Origin of the sequence: Planktothrix sp. FACHB-1365 (genome assembly GCF_014697575.1) — a bacterium.
GTDB lineage: Bacteria > Cyanobacteriota > Cyanobacteriia > Cyanobacteriales > Microcoleaceae > Planktothrix.
Map to the genome: position 1 here is coordinate 264,727 of NZ_JACJSC010000002.1, position 21,877 is coordinate 286,603.

22 protein-coding genes are annotated in these 21,877 nt (G+C 36.8%); 11 read left to right on the top strand and 11 right to left on the bottom strand.

Annotated elements, in window-relative coordinates:
- Window positions 1-63: 63 nt before the first annotated feature.
- The 5 genes from H6G57_RS05450 to H6G57_RS05470 form a co-directional block, all read right to left on the bottom strand.
- A complete protein-coding gene (locus H6G57_RS05450) occupies window positions 64-303 on the bottom strand; it encodes a type II toxin-antitoxin system HicA family toxin (protein ID WP_190516662.1) in 240 nt (79 codons plus the stop codon).
- Window positions 296-565, bottom strand: a complete 270-nt coding sequence (locus tag H6G57_RS05455) for a type II toxin-antitoxin system HicB family antitoxin (RefSeq protein WP_199313995.1) — start codon at window positions 563-565, stop codon at window positions 296-298. The genes H6G57_RS05450 and H6G57_RS05455 overlap by 8 nt, the downstream gene beginning before the upstream one ends.
- A gap of 66 nt (window positions 566-631) precedes the next feature.
- Window positions 632-1,813, bottom strand: coding sequence for a hypothetical protein (locus tag H6G57_RS05460; protein WP_190516664.1), 1,182 nt, complete (start codon window positions 1,811-1,813; stop codon window positions 632-634).
- Window positions 1,814-2,014: 201 nt separating this feature from the next.
- Window positions 2,015-2,425 (bottom strand): barstar family protein, encoded by a 411-nt coding sequence (locus H6G57_RS05465; RefSeq protein WP_190516666.1) that lies wholly within the window; start codon window positions 2,423-2,425, stop codon window positions 2,015-2,017.
- The gene (locus H6G57_RS05470; protein ID WP_190516667.1) at window positions 2,422-2,826 is read right to left on the bottom strand and encodes a ribonuclease domain-containing protein; all 405 of its coding nucleotides are present in this window, start codon (window positions 2,824-2,826) and stop codon (window positions 2,422-2,424) included. Before H6G57_RS05470 ends, H6G57_RS05465 begins: the two co-directional genes overlap by 4 nt.
- 319 nt (window positions 2,827-3,145) lie before the next feature.
- Here H6G57_RS05470 and H6G57_RS28645 point away from each other — a divergent pair, with 319 nt between their 5' ends.
- The gene (locus H6G57_RS28645) at window positions 3,146-4,120 is read left to right on the top strand and encodes a GUN4 domain-containing protein (RefSeq protein ID WP_199313997.1); all 975 of its coding nucleotides are present in this window, start codon (window positions 3,146-3,148) and stop codon (window positions 4,118-4,120) included.
- A 5-nt stretch (window positions 4,121-4,125) separates the two neighbouring features.
- Here the strand turns inward: H6G57_RS28645 and H6G57_RS05480 are convergent, their stop codons facing one another.
- Window positions 4,126-4,338, bottom strand: coding sequence for a hypothetical protein (locus H6G57_RS05480; RefSeq protein ID WP_190516669.1), 213 nt, complete (start codon window positions 4,336-4,338; stop codon window positions 4,126-4,128).
- Window positions 4,339-4,714: 376 nt separating this feature from the next.
- On the opposite strand from H6G57_RS05480, the gene H6G57_RS05485 reads away from it, so the two are divergent.
- The 6 genes from H6G57_RS05485 to H6G57_RS05510 all read left to right on the top strand — a co-directional run bounded on the left by H6G57_RS05485 (window position 4,715) and on the right by H6G57_RS05510 (window position 10,618).
- The gene (locus tag H6G57_RS05485) at window positions 4,715-5,524 is read left to right on the top strand and encodes a hypothetical protein (RefSeq protein ID WP_190516671.1); all 810 of its coding nucleotides are present in this window, start codon (window positions 4,715-4,717) and stop codon (window positions 5,522-5,524) included.
- A 239-nt stretch (window positions 5,525-5,763) separates the two neighbouring features.
- On the top strand, window positions 5,764-6,948 hold the full coding sequence (locus H6G57_RS05490) for an ABC transporter substrate-binding protein (RefSeq protein ID WP_190516673.1): 1,185 nt from the start codon (window positions 5,764-5,766) through the stop codon (window positions 6,946-6,948).
- 145 nt (window positions 6,949-7,093) lie between these two features.
- Window positions 7,094-8,044, top strand: coding sequence for a branched-chain amino acid ABC transporter permease (locus tag H6G57_RS05495; RefSeq protein ID WP_190516674.1), 951 nt, complete (start codon window positions 7,094-7,096; stop codon window positions 8,042-8,044).
- A gap of 123 nt (window positions 8,045-8,167) precedes the next feature.
- Window positions 8,168-9,130 (top strand): branched-chain amino acid ABC transporter permease, encoded by a 963-nt coding sequence (locus tag H6G57_RS05500; RefSeq protein ID WP_190516676.1) that lies wholly within the window; start codon window positions 8,168-8,170, stop codon window positions 9,128-9,130.
- A gap of 3 nt (window positions 9,131-9,133) precedes the next feature.
- Complete coding sequence (locus tag H6G57_RS05505) at window positions 9,134-9,913, top strand: ABC transporter ATP-binding protein (protein ID WP_190516678.1); 780 nt, start codon at window positions 9,134-9,136, stop codon at window positions 9,911-9,913.
- A 3-nt stretch (window positions 9,914-9,916) separates the two neighbouring features.
- Window positions 9,917-10,618, top strand: coding sequence for an ABC transporter ATP-binding protein (locus tag H6G57_RS05510; protein WP_190516680.1), 702 nt, complete (start codon window positions 9,917-9,919; stop codon window positions 10,616-10,618).
- Window positions 10,619-10,917: 299 nt separating this feature from the next.
- On the opposite strand, the gene H6G57_RS05515 is transcribed toward H6G57_RS05510, so the two are convergent.
- Window positions 10,918-11,745 (bottom strand): pentapeptide repeat-containing protein, encoded by an 828-nt coding sequence (locus H6G57_RS05515; protein ID WP_190516681.1) that lies wholly within the window; start codon window positions 11,743-11,745, stop codon window positions 10,918-10,920.
- Window positions 11,746-12,226: 481 nt separating this feature from the next.
- Between H6G57_RS05515 and H6G57_RS05520 the strand changes: the two genes are divergently transcribed.
- From H6G57_RS05520 to H6G57_RS05530, 3 genes are all read left to right on the top strand, one after another.
- Window positions 12,227-12,592, top strand: coding sequence for a hypothetical protein (locus H6G57_RS05520; RefSeq protein WP_190516683.1), 366 nt, complete (start codon window positions 12,227-12,229; stop codon window positions 12,590-12,592).
- Window positions 12,593-12,640: 48 nt separating this feature from the next.
- On the top strand, window positions 12,641-15,307 hold the full coding sequence (locus H6G57_RS05525) for a hypothetical protein (RefSeq protein WP_190516685.1): 2,667 nt from the start codon (window positions 12,641-12,643) through the stop codon (window positions 15,305-15,307).
- 79 nt (window positions 15,308-15,386) lie between these two features.
- Window positions 15,387-15,545, top strand: coding sequence for an HU family DNA-binding protein (locus H6G57_RS05530; protein ID WP_190516686.1), 159 nt, complete (start codon window positions 15,387-15,389; stop codon window positions 15,543-15,545).
- 71 nt (window positions 15,546-15,616) lie between these two features.
- Here the strand turns inward: H6G57_RS05530 and H6G57_RS05535 are convergent, their stop codons facing one another.
- The 4 genes from H6G57_RS05535 to H6G57_RS05550 form a co-directional block, all read right to left on the bottom strand.
- On the bottom strand, window positions 15,617-17,926 hold the full coding sequence (locus tag H6G57_RS05535; RefSeq protein WP_190516688.1) for a phosphodiester glycosidase family protein: 2,310 nt from the start codon (window positions 17,924-17,926) through the stop codon (window positions 15,617-15,619).
- Between the two features lie 210 nt (window positions 17,927-18,136).
- Window positions 18,137-18,343: a hypothetical protein gene (locus tag H6G57_RS05540; RefSeq protein ID WP_190516690.1), complete on the bottom strand. Its 207-nt coding sequence runs from the start codon at window positions 18,341-18,343 to the stop codon at window positions 18,137-18,139.
- 76 nt (window positions 18,344-18,419) lie between these two features.
- On the bottom strand, window positions 18,420-19,232 hold the full coding sequence (locus tag H6G57_RS05545) for a hypothetical protein (protein WP_190516692.1): 813 nt from the start codon (window positions 19,230-19,232) through the stop codon (window positions 18,420-18,422).
- 162 nt (window positions 19,233-19,394) lie between these two features.
- Window positions 19,395-19,754 (bottom strand): BON domain-containing protein, encoded by a 360-nt coding sequence (locus H6G57_RS05550; protein WP_190516693.1) that lies wholly within the window; start codon window positions 19,752-19,754, stop codon window positions 19,395-19,397.
- A 1,256-nt stretch (window positions 19,755-21,010) separates the two neighbouring features.
- Between H6G57_RS05550 and H6G57_RS05555 the strand changes: the two genes are divergently transcribed.
- Window positions 21,011-21,526, top strand: a complete 516-nt coding sequence (locus H6G57_RS05555) for a DUF2267 domain-containing protein (RefSeq protein WP_190516695.1) — start codon at window positions 21,011-21,013, stop codon at window positions 21,524-21,526.
- Window positions 21,527-21,877 lie beyond the last annotated feature (351 nt).

Genomic DNA, 21,877 nt, shown 5'->3' on the forward strand with positions numbered 1-21,877 from the left:
ACACAACTGGCACAGCTATTTTTCGGGTAGTGAAATTGGATTGAAAGGGGTTAAAGTTGGGTTTTATTTTAACAGTTGATCGATTTCTTCATCAGTAAAGCCAAATTGCCGAAAAATCCTTAACACATAAGCAGGTGACATTTCTTTTGCACCGATATCAATGGGAACAATTCGTTTATTTTCTTGAATTAGACGAATATATAAGCAATGATCTCCTTTCCCTTCTCGATAAAATTTACATCCACCTTTTTCTAAAATTTTAATTAGTTCTCTTGGTTTTAATGAAGGGATATTTTTAGGCATAGACCTTCCTTAATTCATAACTATTTGATTGATTATCCTCATCAATGGTTAAAAATTCATGGAGTTCTAAAATCGAAATAGGAGATTGATCAACTTTTTCCTCGGTTTCACAGACTAATAAAAAAGATTCAATCGCTTCTTGAAGTTTACTAATCGATTGTTCAGGATTTTCCCCTTGAGCAACAATCCCATTTTCTAAACATAATGCGACCCAATAGCCCGCACTTTTTTTAAGAACAACGCTATAAAAATCCATTGGCATTACCTCATCTCTACTTACATTATAGAATATTTCGTAGATATAAAAAGCAATCATCCCATTATTTTATCATTGTTCAATTATTAAAGTCAAACACCATTTCCCGGCTTCTTGATCCAGGTAAAAATTCCAATTTTGTGTAACTGCAAATCCTCCCTTTGTACTAGAATCTATCCTAACAACAGCTGATGCTTTGTTGCTATAATCATTAACATCTAAAATTTGATAGTTTCTAGGTGAATACAAGCGACTAACTAGATCCTTTGATGATTTACACCAATAGCCATACCCGTAATTACCTTTATTAACAACATCATTCAAGTAATCCTCTAAAAAGTCTCTTGCTGAATTAGAAGGTGGTAATTGATTCGGTTTTTGATTAGAATTAGAGGGTTTAGGAGGACTAGGTTTTTGATTAGAAGCAGGCGGTTTAGGGGGACTGGGCTGTGGAGCAGGTTCAGGAATTGATGAAGAACTTTGTATAGCAACTTCGGCAGCTTGCTTCATAGAATTAGCCTGCTGTTTTGCATAAGTTAAATTTTTTGAATACTCGGAAATCTTTTGATTTGCTAAATCTTTTTGGGGATGGTTTTGAGAAACATTTTTCAGGAAATTGATTGCTTCTTGCCAAGAACGAGCAACTTGATTCCAATCAGCTTCTAAAATAGCATAAGGCTGAAGTTGAACAGCTTCTTCAGCTTTAGCCATTCCTTGACTAAAAGGATCATTCTTGATAACTTGCTGTTGAGAATAATCTAAATTAGTTTGATATTCTGTTGATTTTTGCCTAGCTAAACTGCTTTTAGGATGAGATTCTGAGATTGTGTTTAATAATGCGATCGCTTCTTTCCATAAATTTAATACCTCATTCCACTGATCGTAAGATTTTGCAGTTTGTGTGAGGTTGGCTGCTTTCTTCGCTTTTTCTGTAGCTTGGTTAAAAGGATCTAACCGAGAAACTTGTTGACTAGCATAATCAAGATTTTTCTGATATTCCATAATTTTTTTTTGAGCAATTTCATAATTAGAACTAGAAGAAGGTACAGTTTTTAGCAAGTCAATAACTTCCATCCATTGACGAGCAATTTCATTCCAATCTTCCAGAGATTTAGCAGATTGAACACTAACAGCAACTTTCATTGCTTTGCTAACTGCTTCCCTAAACGAGTCAGGTTGAGGAGGGGGAGAAGGAGTTTGAGTTGATGTAGCTATAGGTGCGGGTGTAGAAGAAGTAGCTTGTGGTTTTTCCACAAATGAACAACCGCAAATCATAGATACTAGAATTATTGGTAAAATGCCTGTTGAACTAAGATACTTTTGAAAGTAACTCAGAAAAGTAGATAAGTGATAAGTCATGGTTTTACGCATTCCAATTTGGTTAATTCTGGTTAATTTTTAATGAAAATCAATTGCACAACAATTTGTTTGTGTCAGTCCTATTTGGATTATACCTTAGTAATAACTGACTAATAATACAGAAAATCGCTTATTTCTTTTTTGCCAATAGGCGATCGCTTCTGAAAAAATATCAGTTAAGATTTGCCAATCATCAGGATAATTCTCAGCGAAATTTTGCCATTGATCATAAACAATCAAATAAGATGAAGCTTCAAACCAACTGAGATCAGTCAAACAATCTTCCCAAACATCCCAATTATAGCCAAAATATTCAGGTAAATTCATTACCGTGCTGGCTGTTTTTAGAAAATCAGATTTATTGTTAATTTTACCCCCGTCAAAATAAAATAACTCACAGCCATACTCTTGACAAAGTTGAGATAATTCTTCTGGCGAAATATCTAAGGGAAACTGATAAATATTCGGTTGACTTTCACCTTGTATCAGGTTTAATATTTGATTCATTGTCTTAAAACCCTAAAAAAACTTTGATAATGGTTGCTGGTGTAATAAATTTCCCCCTGAATACCGACAACAAAGCGCCTTGCTCCCCGACTTCTTTCCCCTGGAGTCGGTATAGTATATTCCCGATAATAGCCATTGGGTTTATTGGGTAATAATCTTTCTCGGTTAAAGAAAGTTGAGCCATCTTTTTCAGGGTAAGGGAAAGGGCCTCCTTGATCAATTAATTTTAAAGTATTCCGGGCTTCTGCTGGCAGTTGACTTAAATTAACAGTTGGAACTTGAGCAATAATGGTTATTTCCGTTGCGGAAACCGGAGAAAAGTGAAAATGATGGGTAATGGTAACAGTAAAACCGACTAAGCAGGTCAGGAAAAAGATCAATCCTTTTCTCAAAAAAGACATAATTCTTGACTCAATACCTCCTGAATCTTATTCTTGATAATATCATGATTTCAGCTATTTAAACCCTGATTTTTATTAATTTTTTTATCTAAAAATGTCGATATTTGTCATATAATTTACATTAGACAGCAACCCTAAATAGATTGTAATATTTTATTGTAGGGGTGATGTCCTGCTAAACCCTCTGGGGATCTGGGTTCCCCAAACCCCTACGGTTATTTTTTACAAATCAGATAGGATTGCTATATAAATAGTTGATAAAAAGTTAGAAAATATGTTAAAAAAATCTTCCGTTTGGCGATATTCGTGGATTGTACTTATGTTTTCCTGGGGTCTTCAGGCTTGTCAGTTCTCGTCTCCCCCCCCTAAACCCGATCCGGTTTTTAATCTCACATCAAATGCCAATATAAACTATCAACAACTCAAACAATTATTAGCAGAGTATCGCTGGAAAGAAGCGGATCAAGAAACCTTTAAAATTTTACTTCAACTGAGTAACCGACAAGCCGAAGGTTGGTTAAGTCAAAGGGATGTGGAAGGTTTAGCTTGTGAGGATTTACAAACCATAAATCGATTGTGGAATTATTATAGTGATGGTCGGTTTGGGTTTAGTCAACAGGAAAAAATTTGGACATCTTTAGGAGGAATAATTGGTAACTATACCCCAGAGATGGCGGAGAAATTTGGCGATCGCGTCGGTTGGCGTCAGCGCGGTCAGTGGCTAAAATATGATCAACTGAATTTTTCCCATCGAGCCCCCGATGGACATTTACCTGCTACCACCGGAAACGGGGTCAGTGGGGGGGTTTGGAATGGGGTCGCCTCAATTACCCATCGAGTCAAATACTGTGCTGTTATTGATGCGTTAGCGACGGGTCAATGGATTAAAGCAGACTTAAAAACCTTAGAATTGTTTGAAAAGTACCGGATTCCCATTGAAAATCGCCCTTATATCCCGGCGCCGTTGGTAATTTCTGAAATTCCCTGTTCGGAACTCCAGGGGGTTGATCAGCTATGGGTGAAATACTCTAAGGGGCGGTTTGGTTTAAGTGTTCAAGGTAAAATTTTAAAATCCATCCGTCATTCTTCGGAGAAACTCGAAGACCGTTATGAACAATTTGAACAAGCGGTGGGTTGGCGTATTGATCCTCGTGATATAACCTATGAGAAAGGTGATCCTAAAACGGTTCCCTTGGGACATTTTCCCTATCGATTAGGTCACAGTTATGATACCTTTGGTTCAGGTTTTAACCGGACTTGGCGACTGTCTATTAACCCTAATTGTGGGTTTTAAGTCTGTTATCGTCTTCTCCGACTTCGACTCCGACTTGAACTTGTAGAAGAAGTATTTCTCTTCCGTCTTAACTTGTAGTCATCATCATCGTCATCTTCTTCTACAATAATGACCGGGCGAGAAGCTTCTAATTCTTGAATAATTAGGGTTAATTGTTGCGTCTTAGCATCTCCACTATTTCCTAATAATTCCGAGGCTTTTTTAAAGTCAGCGATCATATTTTTACATAAATTTACTTCTTCCCGCCTCCCCTTCCCCGTTATACCTAGTAATTTTTATAAATTTATGATCTGAAAGTAAACATTTTATTTTTATCAAATAAATATTACTTTGTCAAAAAAACAAGAAAAATAAAATTTTGTACATCAAATTAAAATATTAGCGTTAAAGTCCCAATCTCTATCTACAGAGGGATTTATCTTTTCTGTTAGAGAAATTAACCTCAGAATAGTTAAAACCAGTTAAACAGAAGATTAAGATCAGGTTGATCTGCCAAAGCCAGAGTACAACCAGCAAACACGCATCTCTACTTTTCGAGAACCCTTTCTAACACTTTCCGCCGTTGCTGCTATTGTCATGACAGGAGATTTTACTGTGTCTAATTTTAGAAAAATTATCCCGACCCAAACGACATTAACGTTACTCAAATTCTATGTACCCTTTTTTAATAAATTTTTGAGTGTCAGAGGACGACAAAGTGTTCCTGCTCATGGGTTGACCAGGGATATTTCTCCCCAAAAACGGAATCAAGCTTTTTTAAATTTGCTGAAGTTTTATGTTCCTTTCCTGAGCATTTTAATTGGGGCTGGGTTGCAGAATCGTATTCCTGTTCCCCTATTAACAAGAGATATTTTTGCGATTGCTAACCTATCTCCTTTTACGGGATTTATCTCAAATTTAAGTGTTTTTACCTGGGGTAGTAGTGGGGTGATTTGTATTTTTTCATTTTTTATTCTGTCACCGATTAACAACAAAGATAAAAAGTTTAAAAATTTTATTGGCTTATCCGGGTTAATTTCGTTTTGGTTCATGTTGGATGATTTCTTGATGTTACATGAGGCGCTACTTCCTTACTTTTTGAAAGTCCATGAAAATGTTATTCTAGGTGCTGAGTTTGCTTTACTTTTTTTACTCTTAATTTACTATAGAAATATCATCTTAAACTCTACTCAATTTCAGATTTTAGGAACGGCTTTACTTCTTTTCGGGGTCTCTGTTTTTATAGATATTTTACCTCTTAATATTGATTATAATGGATCTAAAAGTAATTGGTTTTTTTTATTAGAAGATGGCAGTAAACTGATGGGAATTGTAACCTGGCTTTTTTATTTTTCTCATATTTGTTATCAACAAATATTCAAAGAGCGAAAACTTCTTGCTTCAGACTTTAATTCACCTTCCTAGTCAGGATTAAGCCGCAGAATAAGAGGTTTCAAAAGCTGCCAAAAATCAAATCATGAGTTTAATCAGCCATTCAAATTAATTTGACTATCAAATTGTCATATTTCTGGGTTGTGATCGCTTTTTTGAAATTCACTTGTCTCCGTTCCCAGACAGTTGTATAATGGGCAGCCATCCCCCTTGTACTCAAGAGTTCAATTCTGGGTGCAAGATCGCTTATTCCTTGTGTGGTTTGCACCCTAATGATTAAAAGACGTCAATTTATTCCTCTATTTTTATCAGGAATTACCTTTTCTTTAGTAGTAGCCTGTAATTCCTCTCAACCCTATGCTAATGGAATTCCCCTCGGAGTTGTTCTTGCCCAAACCAGTAACGCCGCATTATTAGGACAAGAACAAGTGATTGGCGCGAAAATGGCAGAACAGTATTTTAATCAACAAGGGGGTGTCAATGGAACCCCAATTAAATTAGCACTACAAGATGGCGGAGGCGATGAACAAAGCGCTATTAATGCCTTTAATACTTTAATTACTCAAGAGAAAGTTGTGGGAATTTTAGGCCCTTCTTTATCTCAACAAGCGTTTGCCGCTGACCCCATTGCTGAACGGGCAAAAGTCCCGGTTTTAGGCCCTTCTAATACGGCGAAAAAAATTCCACAAATTGGGGATTATATTGCACGGGTTTCTGCACCTGTTGCGGTGGTTGCTCCTAACGCAGTGCAAGCTGCTTTAAAACTCAATCCCAACTTAAAAAAAGTTGCGGTTTTCTATGCTCAAAATGATGCGTTTAGTAAATCAGAAACAGAAACCTTTCAACAAACCGTTAAAGATTTAAACCTAGAGTTAGTCACCGTTCAGAAATTCCAAACCACCGACACCGATTTTCAAAATCAAGCCACTGCTGCTATTAACTTAAATCCTGATTTAATTATTATTTCGGGACTCGCTGCTGATGGCGGAAATTTAATTAAACAGTTACGACAACTCGGTTATCAAGGATTAATTATTGGCGGAAATGGTTTAAATACCTCTAATATTTTACCCGTCTGTCAAAAAGAATGTGATGGGGTGATTATTGCTCAAGCTTATAGTCCTGAAATTGATAATCCGATTAATAAAACTTTCCGAGAAACCTATGTAGCTGAAAATAAAAAAGAACCGCCTCAATTTACAGCCCAAGCTTTCGCCGGAATTCAAGTGTTTGTAGAAGCGTTAAAAGCCGTTGACCAGAAAAATAAAATTAGTAGTTTATCTTTAGAACAACTAAGAGAACAATTAAATCAAGCTATTTTATCAGGAAAATATGAAACAGTTTTAGGTAATATTTCCTTTACGCCTGAAGGGGAAGTCGTACAAGAAAAATTTTATGTTGCCCAAATTAAAATGGATGAAACAGGAAAAAATGGCAAATTCACCTATTTAAAATAACGCTGATATCCTCGTTCCCCTGGTTCTACCAGGGAACATCATTCAGGAGGTTCTACCTCCTATAATAAACCAGCAGGCGGAGCCTGCAATACAGCATTGCTAGGTAGAACCTATAGCAACGAGACAACGAGAGAAAAAACTAACTATGGATTTGAATTTGTTTTTGCAATTATTTTTAAATGGTTTATCAATTGGTAGTGTTTACGCTATTTTTGCATTAGGATATACCCTAGTTTTTTCAATTTTAGGGGTGATTAATTTTGCTCATGGGGCTATTTTTACTTTGGGAGCTTATTTTACCTATACGTTATCGGGGGGAGTTTTTGGATTTAATGGATTATTAGCCAATGGAAAATTACCGTTTCAATTGCCCTTTTTTGTAGCCTTAATTTTAGGCAGTATTCTAGCGGGATTAGCCTCTATTCTGTTAGAACGATTAGCCTTTAAACCGTTAAGAGTTCGACGGGCTGATCCTTTATTAACCCTTGTTTCTAGTTTAGGGGCTGCGGTGGTAATTGTCAACGTGATTCAATATTTAGTTGGGGCAGAAATTTACACTTTTCCTGATAATATTTATGGGAATATTCCCGCCGCTATTAATTTTGGAACTGAGACTCGACCGATTATGATTAGAACCGTACAAGTGATTATTTTTGGAGTTTGTGCGGTCATCGTTGCTTTATTAACCTATCTGGTGAATGGAACGAAAATTGGCAAAGCGTTACAAGCCGTCGCCGAAGATGAAACCACCGCTAGTTTATTAGGAATTAACCCCGAACAATTTATTACAATCACCTTTTTTGTCAGTGGACTTTTAGCAGGATTAGCGGGAACCTTAGTGGGTTCTAGTGTCAGTATAGCAGGGCCGTATTTTGGAATTAGTTTTGGGTTGAAAGGGTTAGGGGTAATTGTTTTAGGCGGGTTAGGAAGTATCCCGGGCGCAGTAATTGGAGGGTTATTATTAGGATTAGCAGAAGCCTTTGTTCCTCCTGATTTTTCCGGCTATCGAGAGGCGATTTCTTTTGCTATTCTGTTTATTATGTTATTAGTTCGACCGGAAGGATTATTAGGACGTAAACGGATTCAAAAGGTATAATTGAAGAGGGAACAGGGAACAGAAGGGAAAAGAAAATAGGGAATAGGGGATAGGACAAAGTAATTGGCTATCCGAACAATTATTAGTAGCAAACATTAAAGGATGAAATATTAATTAAAATCTATGATTAATTTTTTAAACACCTATGGATTTTTAATCGTTTCGATGCTATTTGGAGCGGTTCTTGGGCTGTCTGTTTATTTACCCTTAATGGCGGGTCAACTCTCCTTAGCAACCCCTGGATTTTATGCGTTAGGGGGTTATATTGCTGCCATTTTATCAACTCAAGTCTTTAAATTCACGGGGACTATTTTTCCCTTTCCTTTCCTCTTAATAGAACTATTGATAACAACCTTAGTTTCTGCTATTTTAGCCATAGCATTAGGAATTCCGGTACTGAGATTACGGGGAATTTACTTAGCAATTTCAACCATTGCTTTTGTGGAAATTTTAAGGGTTTTAGCATTAAATTTAGAGATAACCGGAGGAGCGGTTGGTATTTTTGGAATTCCGCAACCTTTTGCAACGCCCTTAGAATATTTATGGGTGGCGATTCCTTTATTAATTCTAAGTATGCTTTTCTTATATCGCTTAGAAAAAATTAAAGCGGGACGAGCGTTTAGTGCCATTCGAGAAGATGAATTAGCCGCCGATTCGATGGGAATTAACCCCACTTATTATAAAGCATTATCCTTTACATTGGGGGCAATTTTAGCCGGATTAGTGGGAACGATTAGCGCCCATTTTATCAATACTTGGAATGCTCGTCAAGGAACCTTTGATAGTAGTATTATTTATTTAGCTTTTGTGTTAATTGGAGGGTCAAGAACCTTTTGGGGGCCAGTTTTAGGGGGAATTATTCTCACCGCCTTACCTGAAGTGTTACGGGGAATGGGGGGAATGAGTAGTTTACCCTTATGGTTAGCTCAATTTTTACGGGATGGTCGTTTAATTATTTTTGGGGTGTTATTGGTTTTGGGATCAATTTTTTATCCCCAAGGCTTAATTACTCCTGAATTATTAAATAAAATCGCTCGAAAAAATCCGTTTCGAGGAATTTTAAACAAACAATCCATTAAAGGTTAACCGATGAGTTCATCAACAGTACAACCGATTTTAGAAGTACAAGGTTTAACCCGATATTTCGGCGGCTTATTAGCGGTTGATCAGGTATCTTTTACCGTTCAAGATCAAGAAATATTCGGTTTAATTGGCCCCAATGGAGCCGGAAAAACCACATTATTTAATTTAATTACCGGGTTAATTCCGCCTTCTCAGGGTTCATTGATTTATCAAAATCATCCCATCACTCAATTAAAACCTTATCAAATTGCAGAACAAGGAATTGCCAGAACCTTTCAAAATCTGCGGTTATTTGGCAATTTATCCGCTTTAGAAAATGTTGCGATCGCTCGTCATATTCACAACAAATCTAATCTGATTTCAGGGATTTTAGGTTTACCGAAAGCGGTACAAATTGAACATAAAAACTATGAGAAAGCTAGAGAATTATTAGCCATATTTGGATTAACAGATCGAGTTGAACAAAAGGCTTGTAATTTTGCTTATGGCGACCAACGACGCTTAGAAATTGCCCGTGCGTTAGCCTTAGAACCGAAATTATTATTATTAGATGAACCTGCGGCGGGTATGAACCCCAGCGAGAAAAAAGAACTGAGTGATTTAATTCGACAAATTGCTAAACAATTTCAGTTAACGGTAATTTTAATTGAACATCACGTTCCCTTGGTGATGGGGTTGTGCGATCGCATTGCGGTTTTAGATTTTGGTAAATTGATTGCATTAGGAGAACCGGAAATTGTGAGAAATAATCCTGCGGTCATCGAAGCTTATTTAGGAGATGAATAAATTATGTTAGAATTAGTGAATGTATCTGTTAATTATGGTTCTATTCAAGCTTTAAAAGACATTAATATTGTCGTAAATCAAGGGGAAATTGTCACCTTAATAGGAGCCAATGGAGCCGGAAAAACGACTACATTAAAAACGATTTCTCGCTTAATTAATCTTCGTCAAGGAAAACTAATTTATCAAGGAAAAGATATCACAAATTTACGACCTGATCAAGTGGTTAAAATGGGTATCGCCCAAAGTCCTGAAGGTCGGAGAATTCTATCTCGACAAACCATATTAACCAATTTAGAATTAGGAGCTTATAGCCGCAGCGATCGCTTAGGAATTAAAACGGATATTGAAAAACAATTTATCACCTTTCCCCGGTTAGCTGAACGAAAACATCAATTAGCAGGAACCCTTAGTGGTGGAGAACAACAAATGTTAGCGATCGCCCGTGCGGTGATGAGTCGTCCTCAGTTATTATTATTAGATGAACCCAGTTTAGGATTAGCCCCCCAAATTGTTAGAGAAATCTTCTCAGTTATTCGTCAACTGAATCAATCCGGTGTTACGATTTTATTAGTCGAACAAAATGCCAATTTAGCCTTAGAAATTGCAGATCGAGGTTATGTTTTAGAAGCGGGTTGTTTAACGTTAACTGGAAAAGCTTCTGAGTTATTAACCGATGAACGAGTTAAACAAGCTTATTTAGGTTAAAAATAAAATTTATACAAACTCTTTGTAGGATGGGCTATGCCCATCATCAACCCCTAATAAAAGCCATTAAGCTGTTACGCACTTAAATTTTAGATCTTAGCGAGCGGGGACGCTCGCACTGCAATAATTCCACGATTTCGTACTATACACTTTAGGCGCTGAACAGCTTACCATCCCATAGATATATTATGCTTAATTTAGGAGGTAGGTGATGGGCATAGCCCATCCTACAGAGTTAATATCAAATTAAATTGTAAATGCTGGTCAACGTCCCCTCATTCCCCTTAATAGTTAAATTCTTATTGAGGATGAACACTTCCATCCGGTAAAATCGCCCCTTGTAATTTAGCTCCTGTTAATTTTACCATAATTTTATCCCCTATTCCTACTTTTGCCCCCGTTAAATTGGCACATCTTAAATCAGCCCCACTTAAATCAGCCCCAATTAAATTAGCTTCTTGTAAATTTGCATAGGTTAAATTAGCTTGTAAAAAATTAGCTCGAAATAAATTAGCTTTATATAAACAAGCACCACTCAAGTTAACTTTATGTAAAAACGCATCACTTAAATCAGCTTCACTTAAGTCCGCACCGCTTAAATTTCGGCTGGAAAAATCCCGTTCTTTTAAATCTTTCCCTTTAAAACTTAATCCACTTAATTCTGTGGGTTTAGGGGGAGGTGGTGGTGGAGAAGGTGGTGTTTGCGGTTGAGAATTAACAGAAGTTGGAGAACGCTGAAAAGTTGCATTTTCAGGAGTTTTTACACGGCTTTGATAGGTCGAAGATTGATAGGAAGAAGACGGGCGTTGATGGGTGTTGGAAGTCGAATGTCCTGATCCATTGGAGGACGATTTAGGATAAGCTTCTGAACGCTGAACTGTTGATGAGCGTTGAGTTGAATTCGATGAAGAACGACGCAATAAAGAACGTAATTTATCCCGTGCTTGGTTAATTTCTTTAAGTTTTTCCTCAGCGATTTTTCTTAATCGTTGATTCTCTTCAGGAATGCGATCGGGATGCCAAATAAATGCCAAGTCTTTATAAGCTTGATCCACCAATTCTAAGGAGGCACCAGGCTTAAGATCTAACACTTTATAGTAGTAATTCAATTCACCCGGAGTTATCATGGCAGGAGTCCGCAATTAAGAATTTAGCAGTTATAATTAAGAATTAGAAAAAATTTCTCAATTCTTAATTTTGATCCTAGTTTTTAAATCAACATCGGATCTAGGAGAGATAGAAACTGGCAATCTATATTAGTGCTACAGCTTAACATAGTTATCTCTACCTTGGGGTTTTTTATCGGCGAAATGGGTTTAAAACCCGGTGCTTTGAAGATCGGCTTCATATTAAGTTGTCTATTGACGCCTAAGTGATGCTACCATTTTCGACAACACCGAGCTACCCTATACAATAACATCAGTGGTCTGTAAAGCTATTGGTTCAGCCTGGGCCAGTGCTAGTCCATATTTAGCAGCAGGAGTTCTAAAAACCTTACCTCAACTTGTGCCGATTGTTTAAACCTTTTACAGAAGAACCCTTCTAACCAATTAACAATGAGCAGTACCCTCACCTTAAACCTTTAACAATTCACAATTCAGGAGAATTATGCCAATAGTATTTAAGAACATACAATTCAAAGAAGATGAAAGTGAAGACCATATAGGAGCAGGCATTTACATTCTAGGGTTACGAGGAAGTATGATCCATAAAGGATATGCTGGAATCTTCGATAGGAATAAGATAAGAACTTTCATCATTGAGTTTGCTAAAGAAATACTTAATGATCCTAATGAATCTCTGAATGAATCTCTAGCAGACTATGAATATTTATGGGCATTTCATATTAATGATGATCGTGAAATTGCCCTGATGTTTGATTTAATAGATATTGATAACCCGATAGAAATTTTTGATAAAACTATTCAGAAAACTATCTGGGATTCAGTGAAGCCATCAGAGGAACCTTTTTAGTTCTTTTTACTTTTTAGTTCTTTACATTTACTTTGAGGAGACGAAGTTATGCCGACAGATTTTGAGAATATAGTGCTACGAGAAGATGGGAGCGAAGGTGAGATAACAACAATCTCGACTTTCAAAGTTTGGGATTGCATAACTCAGAGGTATTCATCTGCACCACCAGTAGTTCTCCGTAATACAATGTTAGGGGCTCTATATCCTGATAAGAAGTTTATTATTGGGGAAATTCCTAAAACAGCTAAAGACTCAAGATTATTAGACGCATTTAAAGTTCCAGGGGTTCAAGACCCCTATTTTTTAGATTTAGCATCTAATTCAAGAACCCCTGGAAGGTTTTTATTTACTCCGAAAAGGACAATTGGGAAACATTATTTTGAAGAAGATTGGAAACGAATTGTTTATGGTTCGATATTACATACTGAATGCAATCGAATGTTTTATCGGGAGATGAAATACATTGTTGTTGATGATGAACGTCAAGATCGGGATGGGAATGCCCAAGATGATGGAGTAAATGGTGTTCATTGGAACTCTGGAGATTGTCATGCAAAAATGTCTAAAAGTCTTTTATACCTGTTAGAAGCTATTGAGACTGACCCTGGGAATCCAATTGATATTGATCCAAATAATCCTGATCATCCAATAACAGTTCAATTCTGTGCTGCATTATTTCAAAAATGGGTGGCAAAAGGAACCGCTTCCTATCATCCTAAATTTGAATTAGATAAACGTTTTACTGATTATGATTTAGTTATTCCTCTCTCTTGTTTTAAAGGTAATAAACCCGCACTCGGTAATCATACAGGTAAAGTTCTAATTGGTGTAGTTAATGAGGCTGAAGAACGGCGTGCCAAAGCAGGTTGGATGTTATGGCAATGGTTTACTTTTGAAACCCTAGAAAAAGATGGAATCATTAGTAAACTCCATGAGAAATGTCAGAAACTAAGTTCAGCACTTGATGACATCCATAAATTAGCTGATGTTCTGCGAATTGATCTTGATGAAGCCGAACAAGAATTAGCTGATCTTGACGATAATCCCGATGCAGAAGTAGCTTATGTTGATTCGGTTCTCAAGATAATTAAAGCTGATAAAGCTGGGGTTTTAATATTGCATCCTTATGTTCTTCTCAAGATTAAATTTAGACTGAGAGAGATGTGGAAAAACCTGGCTAAATCAGCCGGAGTCCGATTCTATTCTGTTATGTGTACTTCTGATACCTACCTGGAAAAATATCAACAAGCTGATGGCAATGATTTTGTTTATCAACCCAAAACTTTCTGTTCACCAAGTTTTAAAGAAGGCTCTTATATTGTATTTGGTAATTCGATGCGACATTGGGGAAATGTTCAACTTTGGAATAATGTTTATGAAGGTAACTTCAAAAATACTAAAGGAATCCTCGCCGCAACTCGTGAACTTTTATTGAGTCTTGGGAGGGATTCCAACGGCGATTATATTCAATTAATAAATAGTCAAAGATATCCATCCATTACTGCTGCTTTATATGATATGGATAGCCCTCCAAAAGTTAAGAAATTTCCTAAAGTTGCATTCAAAGGAAATCTTCAACAAATTGCCGTTAATTCAATGAATAATCTAGCTGGTCTTGTTGCTAGTTTGATGGGACGAGCTAGAGCTATTGGTGTTGAGTTAATTGTTCTCAATATTCCCGGTGAAGGTGAGATGAGAATAATTGATTTCCTCTCTCAAGAACTCCAAATTGCTGTTGATAGTTTGAAATCCGCTTATCCTAATAATCAAAAAGGGCTTGCTGTTGTTCGGGAATTTCTTGATAAATCTGGTGCTGATATTCAGTGGCTTAAAGACCTTAAATCTGATGATTGTTACTATACTCGTCCCTGTCAAGTCAATCCCAATTTAACTGATACTGTTACTCGGATTATTCAATTAGTTAACTCCTACTATAGACAACCAAATCTCCAGGAAGATACCGTTCCTAAAGATTATCGATTTACTCTATTTTCTGATGTTTATACTGACGAGATTCAAGAAGCTATTGCAAAACGAGAACGAGATGCTTATCGGATTGAAATGGGAGATGCAATAGCTTATAAATCTCAAACTGAAGATGATAGATTAATTAAGGAAGTTACGGACAAATTTAAAGCTCAAACAGAAGTTATTTTAAGGGAAACCCTCAATCCTTTCAGGAAACCTTACCCGCCAAGAACTTGGGCGGCGGCTTATTGGAGAAGCAATCATTTAGCACAATCGGGAACTGCCTCTTTGGTCTTTTTACTATTTTGTGATGAAATTATTAGCGAACTGAAGTCAAAGAGCAGTAAGAAAGTCGGGCTAATGTGGATTTTTGCAGTTCAATACACCGCTTTTGCTCGTCCTCAATCTAATGCTTGGAAAGGAGAAGAATTAACAGTTAGAAGTACGTTCAGAACCGTTAATGGAAAAGAAAGACCTAGCATAGAAGGTAAATTCGACGGTCAGCCAGGATTCATTGACATGGGGCTAATCCCAGAAAAAGATATTGCTCTCTTTCCTAGTGGCTGGACAAACAGAGTTAAAATCTTTGCCAAAACTTATGAGAACGATAGATATCCCCGCAAAATGTCACCTAACGATGTTTGTACCAGTCTCTATTTATTTTCCGTTGATATGGATCAACAAGATATTGATGATTTTATGACTGACCATTGGCAATCAAGCTCTCGTTTTAATCCTCTTCCTTGACCATTCCCTTGATGACTAACTTGACCAATTAGATAAATACAATTACAATCAAATTACAAACGAGTTACATTACATTCTAATGGATACAACATACATTGAGAAAACAACTGGATTTTCTGAACAAACCGTTAATTCAGTAATTGACGGTTTGATTAAGTTTATTCAATTGGAATTACGGGCAGGGAATGAAGTTAAAGTTTCCGAATTTGGTGTTTTCTTTCCTCAAGAATTCTCCTAAAGAAAATCTCCCAATCTCGGCATCGAAGAAACTATCACTGTTAAACCCGTAACCAAACCTAAAATCCTTTTTTATCGGCGAAATACCGCTAAACCATTGTGAACTGGGGCGGCTGTATCGGGAATTCGATTTAACAGTTGACCTCCTAAGACTAAACTCGTGGAACTTCCGCCGTCTAAATTTAACGCTTCTGTTGCCCCTAATTGCTGCATCAACAGCGCCATTTCTGTTAATTTAGCACCCACACCCCCCACACGGTTATGAACGGTGGCAATTAACCATTCTCCCTTGGCGGTAATTCCGACGCTGCTACGGATAGCAGATTGATCCGCAAACCAAATATTAAATCCTTCAGCAACCGCATCAACTACGACTTGTCCATTTTGTAATAGTAATGGCCCCCCTCCTAAAATATGGGGAAATAAATTAAAATCCGAGGGTGTGGTTTGGGATTCTATCGTAATAGATGTTCCCACAGAAAACGAACTTAAGGCACTCCGAAAGGAGCGCAATGTTAACAAATAACCATTTTTAGGAATTGCAATCCCAGTGGTAGTATTTGTTGATTCAATTTGTTGTTTAACAATATTATTTTCCACAACAATAACAATTTCATTCGCCGTTAAGGGGGTATAATTTTCGCCCCATTCGGGAGTATATCGAGCGATTCCAGCTTTGACATAACCTGTATTGAGTAATTCACAATCTAACCGTTGTCCCGATGATGAAATTAAGGTTTCTTTTAAACTTAAACGGGCAATTTTAGTTTGTCCTACATCATTCCAAGCGATCGCTCCTCGATTTAAAATTGGCCCGGAAAACCATTTTCCATCCCGACGAATTGCCCCTAATGGTAAGAGATTATTGCGGTTAAAATAGCCTCCATTAATGGCAGCTAAACATTGACAATTATCTACGGTTTTGAGTAAACTGTCAATCCCTTTCATTCCCGTTAGATTAGCCCAAATCGGACGTAAATTTAAACTTGAACCCGGATTTAAGGTTAACCAAACTACCGGAAACCGACTATTATTTAAGGTTATATATTGTTGTCGCCAACGCAATCCTTTTGTCCAGGTAATATCTCGTTCAATTAACGCATCTTGTCGGAGTTCAATTAAAATCCGGTTAGGATTATTCAAGCTAGAAACTTTCACGCCATAACCATCGGGTAAAGTTCCTTGAATTACCGTTTGATTATTAATATTTTTAACAATAGGTCGAGAGGGTTTTTGAGTTGTTCCTGCGGTTTCACCTTCATTTTGTTGTTCAGAAGTTCCTGAAGTGGGTGTGGGTTGAGATTGTTCTTGAAAAGGTTTAGCAATGGTGGCAGAAGTGACCGCATCAACCACAACTTCCCATTGGGTATTTTGTTGATAAAGTTCCCAAGGTGTGGGTTGATTTAATGTTACCATCATTTGAGAACTATTCGAGCGTTCTTCAAAGGTTAAAGCTTGAACAGTTCCCAATTTAGAAATAATATTGAGGGTTTGATCTTGTATTTCTAAATCCCATCCTGATAATTCTGCTAATTGATTAATTTTTAAATAGCGACATTCTGTATCCCAAGTGGTTTGGAATTTATAGGGAGTTGAAGAAAACCAACTGACAGTTTGTGAGTTTTCATCCGTTGTATTTAAGGGATTAATCCCTAAAACCTGGATAATTCCCTTATCACTAATTCCGGTATTTGTAGCGATTCCTGAACTCCACTGACTCCAGGGTAACTTCCATTTTCGACCATTCACAGAAAGATGAGTTCCGGTGCGGATAATTCCGGGTTTTGATAATTCTACAAGATATTGGCAAATAATCGGATCAGCTTTTTTGAGTAATACTAACGCTTGATAAATAATCGCAGCGACTTCTCCCCGTGTTGCGGTTAAATTAGGATTTAAGGCTTCAGGATTAGGATAATTCACCACCAATTGAGAACGAGTTGCGGTTATTACCGATTGAGTTGCATAACCTGGAATTATATCTGCATCAGTATAAAGATCTTCTAAGTTTAAATGATCACCTTTGGCTAAGTTTAAACCTGATACTAATGCTAATAAAACTTGTAAACGAGTCACCGGATTTTGAGGGTAAAACCGTCCATCAGGGAAGCCGGAAATAAACCCAGATTCGTAAGCCGTTTGAATGGCTTTTGCAGCCCAAAAATCCTTCGTAACATCACTAAATTGGATATATTGACGTTTAGCAGGAGTAGGAAATGCAGCTTTTAGAAGAGTCGCAAATTCCCCACGAGTTAGGTTTTGATCAGGGCGAAAGGTGTTATCTTTAAACCCATTAATTAACCCTTGAGCTTGTAACCGTTGGATAAAAGGACGAGCCCAATGTTGGGTAATATCTAAAAAAACAGGTTGGGAACTGGTCATATTATTAGCTTAAGAAGGAAAGAGAGCAAATATAGTTATATTATTTCACTGGATTGAGTTTTTATTCCGTATGAGTTTTTGAGTCCTCTGTTTAAAGTGTCACATTTTGTCGATTAAATTTAATTTAAAGTTTAGGGTGGCTTAAGGAACAAAACCACCCTTTGATGTTTTGAAAAGCTTGATTTTAAAATACCTTTAGTCTCTTAAAATTTAGGATTCCCACTGATCAATGATCCGTTGTAATCCCTCAGCAATCTCTTGCCAATTTTGAGCCAGGTCTGTACTGCGATCTTGACGCAGAAATTCAGCTTCATTAAAACAATGATCGGTCAAAGAATGGACAACACTTCTAATTCCATGTTCCTCAATGAGTTGATTTAAAGCACGAGTTAACTTTTCAGTTTTAGGTTCAGTCATGTCCTACTCAATTCATCATTCACGGGTGACAGCCTCTATAATACTGCTATTTGTTACCTTTTTACTAGAAAGGATTTTAATTTTGATCGGGTTTAAGATTGTGTTGAGATAGGACAATAGAAATCCTCTGAAGCCGTCGCTGTTGATCTTGTTTTAACTGTTCTAAATCGTGGTTAAATCCTGCCGCTTCTATCTCACCTGTATGGGGATTCCGATAGGATTGAATTCGAGCACATAATACAGCATCGTATTCTAAGGGATATTGGGTTTTACAATCTTGAAGAGACGAAAGATAAACTTTCCCGGCTGCGGGAGATTGGTTAATTAAATCAATCCCTGCTAACAGTTCAAATAATCCTAGTTGCAAATTTTTAATTTTAGCTTCCTGCTGAAGTCGCTCTGTCCATCGCCTTAATTTTTTAATTTGTTTTAAATCAGCTTCTAAAGGGGATGAAGCTTGATGTTGATAAGCAAAAGTTCCTAAATTTAACGCAGCATTTCCAAAATCTCGATGTCCAAAATATTCAGGTGTAAATCCTCCCTCAACGGTTCGTGTTCCTTCTGCTAATCCAATTGCAATCACACCCAAGGAATCAGGGGTTAAAAATAATTCATCTGTTTTAAAATTCGAGATTTTAACAGGATTTTGAGGTTCAGGAGTGGATACGATTTTAACAGTTATAGGTTGTTCTGAACCCACATTAGGTTGATTATGATTTAAAGCCAAAAATGTAATCAACTCAACCAATGCTAAACCCTGAAGTAGACTTAAAAAAATGAATGAACGAGATAAAACTAAGAGGAATAGTTTTTGGCTCAGAATTTTATAAAATGAAATTTTTTGGAGATTACGAGGCTTTGCACCCTTGAATAAACTCGTATTAATCACGGTTTAATCTCTTTTTTTACCTGGACAAATCCAGATTACCAGCGAGGAAAGCAATAAAAATCTTCCTGAAGTCATAAAATAACGAATTGTTTTTAAACGAAAAGCAACAAGATTAAAGCATTACTTCAACCTTGCTGCTTTTGGGAATTTAAAAATTAAGAATTAACCAACCGTTAATTGGCTAGTATCCACTGACGTTGCTCCATTAACGCCTTTAGCAACTGTCACCATTCTACTCAACAGTTGTTGACTGGGAACCTTCCCTTTTAACACAACTGTACTATCAGTTTGAGCAACCCAAACGCTATCCATATCATCTAATTCAGAATCTTGATCAAACGCATAAGCCACTCGTTTTGCTAAACCACTTTGATCATATTTGCCATCTAAACCCATCCGTTCAGGGGGAATTGTAGCAGTTGCTGTTGTTGCGGGAGCACTCGCCTGAACATTTTGTACAGGTTGAGCAGTTTTAGCTTTTTCTTCTTCATGACGACCAAATAATCGGCTTAACCAACCCATTGTCATTCTCCTATTTTTTATTTTTATTTATCATCTTTAAATATAAAAATATCAGTTGAGAATTACCTCTATCTCTTGATAGAAACTTTCAGCAAGATGAAAATTTACTTATTCAATATAATTTTTGCCCGAATTTTATCTCGACTTGATTGGGAATTGAACAAAAAAATGTAACAGAAAACCGTTACTATAGGGGTATGTCTTCTACCTTGTAGAAATGAAATAATAAATCAATCCTTTCGTATGTTCATTGCGGTAGCAAGGCGAGTGTTTATTTGCAGAGTGTTAGGCACTCGTCATTTTTACCCAGAACACGGGGAAGCCTAAGTCCTGAACTTTCAAAGTTAGTTGTTTAAAGGGCAAACCAGGGTTTTTTATGGAGTTGAAATCCTACTCAATTCCATTAGGTCATGAACCTCAACTCTTGGGTTGCCCCATTATTTATTATATTTATTAATTGTATTGATTTCCCTAAGAAATGGTAAGCGCCTATTGTAAAGAAAGGTACTCACCAATTAATGCCAATCAATTTGATTTAACTTGATTATTCTATGTTTATAAAGTTTTAGGAATACCTCTACAGGATTGATTTTCTGTTACATTTTCTGGTTCAGCTTCTTTCTGTTACCCATCTATCAAGGGTTTCACCCCCTCCTCCGGTAGATAACACGGACACCTCAGACACCCTAACTTCCGAGTGCGGGTTCAAGCTTACTTTTGCTCCGCAATCCTATGTCCGTAGCATTCAAAGGGAGGACACTACGAGAAAATACGGAAGTCTGACGAAAAAAAAGCACTTGGATTGCTGCTTTGAAATCATTGAATTAGTTATGCTAATTCTCCTGTTACCCTATTATCCATAGGGGTTTGAAGTAATTGTAAACTTAAGTAAAAGGTAAAGTTTTTATTAAGAAATCTGGGGAATCCCAAGTTTTAATGCTTATAATTAAAGCAATCCGAAAGGATTAAAAATTTCAACAGTATAATAAGTTTGTAAATAATCCTCTGATAAAAGGGGATTAAAATATTCAATCCTAAAAGTAAAAACGCCCAAGTTTAACAGCCTCCGATGATTTGATCAGAGGCTGTTAAACGTTTAAATTAATCTGAACACAGCAATGTCTTAAGGAGAATTTATTATATCTTTGGATATAATTGTAAAAAAAACTTAATACACCTATCTTTTGAAAGATTCACTTCTACAGTTTTTCCTCTACTGTCTTAAATACAGTTAAACTTTTAAAAGAGGTTAAAGTATGGCGACACAACAAGCTCAACAAAAACAACCGGATGCGAATGTTGAAATTTCAGAAAAACATCAGCCCTTTTTAGAAAAAGTTATGACTGAAGGAGGTCTTTCTGATCTCTATGATGCCAGAGATATTACAGAAGTTGTCTTTCGGGTGATGCGGGATGTTATGACTACAGAAACCGCCGACCATGTTGCTGAAGAATTACATAAAGAAGTGATGCCAACTTCTAATAAAAGACTCCAAATGGAAATTGCTGAGTTATGGCAAGATACAAATCCGATTGTCGGTTTTTTAAGCCGAATTCGTCCTCCTTTAAAAGGCCCTGGTTTATCAGGAATTGATTCGGAAAAATTTTTAGTTCGTGTGGCGAATGAAGGCGGTTTACCTCCAACAACAAATGCAGAAACCGTGATTAAAGCTGTCTTTTCAGCAACAAAAGCTGAACTGTCTAAAGAACGCATTGAAGAAATTACAGGGTGGCTACCAGCCGATATTCAAGAAATTTGGAAACAAGCCTAGAGGGTAAGGGGTGTAGGGTGTGTCAGGGTAGTCCATCTATCATGAGTTAACCTTCAACGGTTCACATCCTACTCCCCAGTGCTTGCTGTCTCGACAAAGGTGATTTTTTGATCCCCATTCTTTGATTAATTTTGGGGAGAAGAACAGAATCTCTGTTTTGATAACTTTTTTTAATATTTTTTTAAAATTGTAAAGGAAAGTTGAATTTATACTCAATATCTTCTTGTATTTCATAATGATATACTTTTACTCAAATTGTCAGCATAGAGGGCTTTAATTCCCTTCCTAAAAGCGACCTCACTGGCCAATTGTAGTTTAATTTTAACTTAATGTAGCTTTTTTTTGTTTTTT

What these genes read in the sequence shown, in the direction of transcription:
- H6G57_RS05450 (WP_190516662.1), bottom strand. Translation starts at nt 303, where the DNA reads ATGCCTAAAAATATCCCTTCATTAAAACCAAGAGAACTAATTAAAATT.
- H6G57_RS05455 (WP_199313995.1), bottom strand. Translation starts at nt 565, where the DNA reads ATGCCAATGGATTTTTATAGCGTTGTTCTTAAAAAAAGTGCGGGCTAT.
- H6G57_RS05465 (WP_190516666.1), bottom strand. Translation starts at nt 2,425, where the DNA reads ATGAATCAAATATTAAACCTGATACAAGGTGAAAGTCAACCGAATATT.
- H6G57_RS05470 (WP_190516667.1), bottom strand. Translation starts at nt 2,826, where the DNA reads ATGTCTTTTTTGAGAAAAGGATTGATCTTTTTCCTGACCTGCTTAGTC.
- H6G57_RS28645 (WP_199313997.1), top strand. Translation starts at nt 3,146, where the DNA reads ATGTTTTCCTGGGGTCTTCAGGCTTGTCAGTTCTCGTCTCCCCCCCCT.
- H6G57_RS05480 (WP_190516669.1), bottom strand. Translation starts at nt 4,338, where the DNA reads ATGATCGCTGACTTTAAAAAAGCCTCGGAATTATTAGGAAATAGTGGA.
- H6G57_RS05490 (WP_190516673.1), top strand. Translation starts at nt 5,764, where the DNA reads ATGATTAAAAGACGTCAATTTATTCCTCTATTTTTATCAGGAATTACC.
- H6G57_RS05495 (WP_190516674.1), top strand. Translation starts at nt 7,094, where the DNA reads ATGGATTTGAATTTGTTTTTGCAATTATTTTTAAATGGTTTATCAATT.
- H6G57_RS05500 (WP_190516676.1), top strand. Translation starts at nt 8,168, where the DNA reads ATGATTAATTTTTTAAACACCTATGGATTTTTAATCGTTTCGATGCTA.
- H6G57_RS05505 (WP_190516678.1), top strand. Translation starts at nt 9,134, where the DNA reads ATGAGTTCATCAACAGTACAACCGATTTTAGAAGTACAAGGTTTAACC.
- H6G57_RS05510 (WP_190516680.1), top strand. Translation starts at nt 9,917, where the DNA reads ATGTTAGAATTAGTGAATGTATCTGTTAATTATGGTTCTATTCAAGCT.
- H6G57_RS05515 (WP_190516681.1), bottom strand. Translation starts at nt 11,745, where the DNA reads ATGATAACTCCGGGTGAATTGAATTACTACTATAAAGTGTTAGATCTT.
- H6G57_RS05520 (WP_190516683.1), top strand. Translation starts at nt 12,227, where the DNA reads ATGCCAATAGTATTTAAGAACATACAATTCAAAGAAGATGAAAGTGAA.
- H6G57_RS05525 (WP_190516685.1), top strand. Translation starts at nt 12,641, where the DNA reads ATGCCGACAGATTTTGAGAATATAGTGCTACGAGAAGATGGGAGCGAA.
- H6G57_RS05530 (WP_190516686.1), top strand. Translation starts at nt 15,387, where the DNA reads ATGGATACAACATACATTGAGAAAACAACTGGATTTTCTGAACAAACC.
- H6G57_RS05535 (WP_190516688.1), bottom strand. Translation starts at nt 17,926, where the DNA reads ATGACCAGTTCCCAACCTGTTTTTTTAGATATTACCCAACATTGGGCT.
- H6G57_RS05540 (WP_190516690.1), bottom strand. Translation starts at nt 18,343, where the DNA reads ATGACTGAACCTAAAACTGAAAAGTTAACTCGTGCTTTAAATCAACTC.
- H6G57_RS05550 (WP_190516693.1), bottom strand. Translation starts at nt 19,754, where the DNA reads ATGGGTTGGTTAAGCCGATTATTTGGTCGTCATGAAGAAGAAAAAGCT.
- H6G57_RS05555 (WP_190516695.1), top strand. Translation starts at nt 21,011, where the DNA reads ATGGCGACACAACAAGCTCAACAAAAACAACCGGATGCGAATGTTGAA.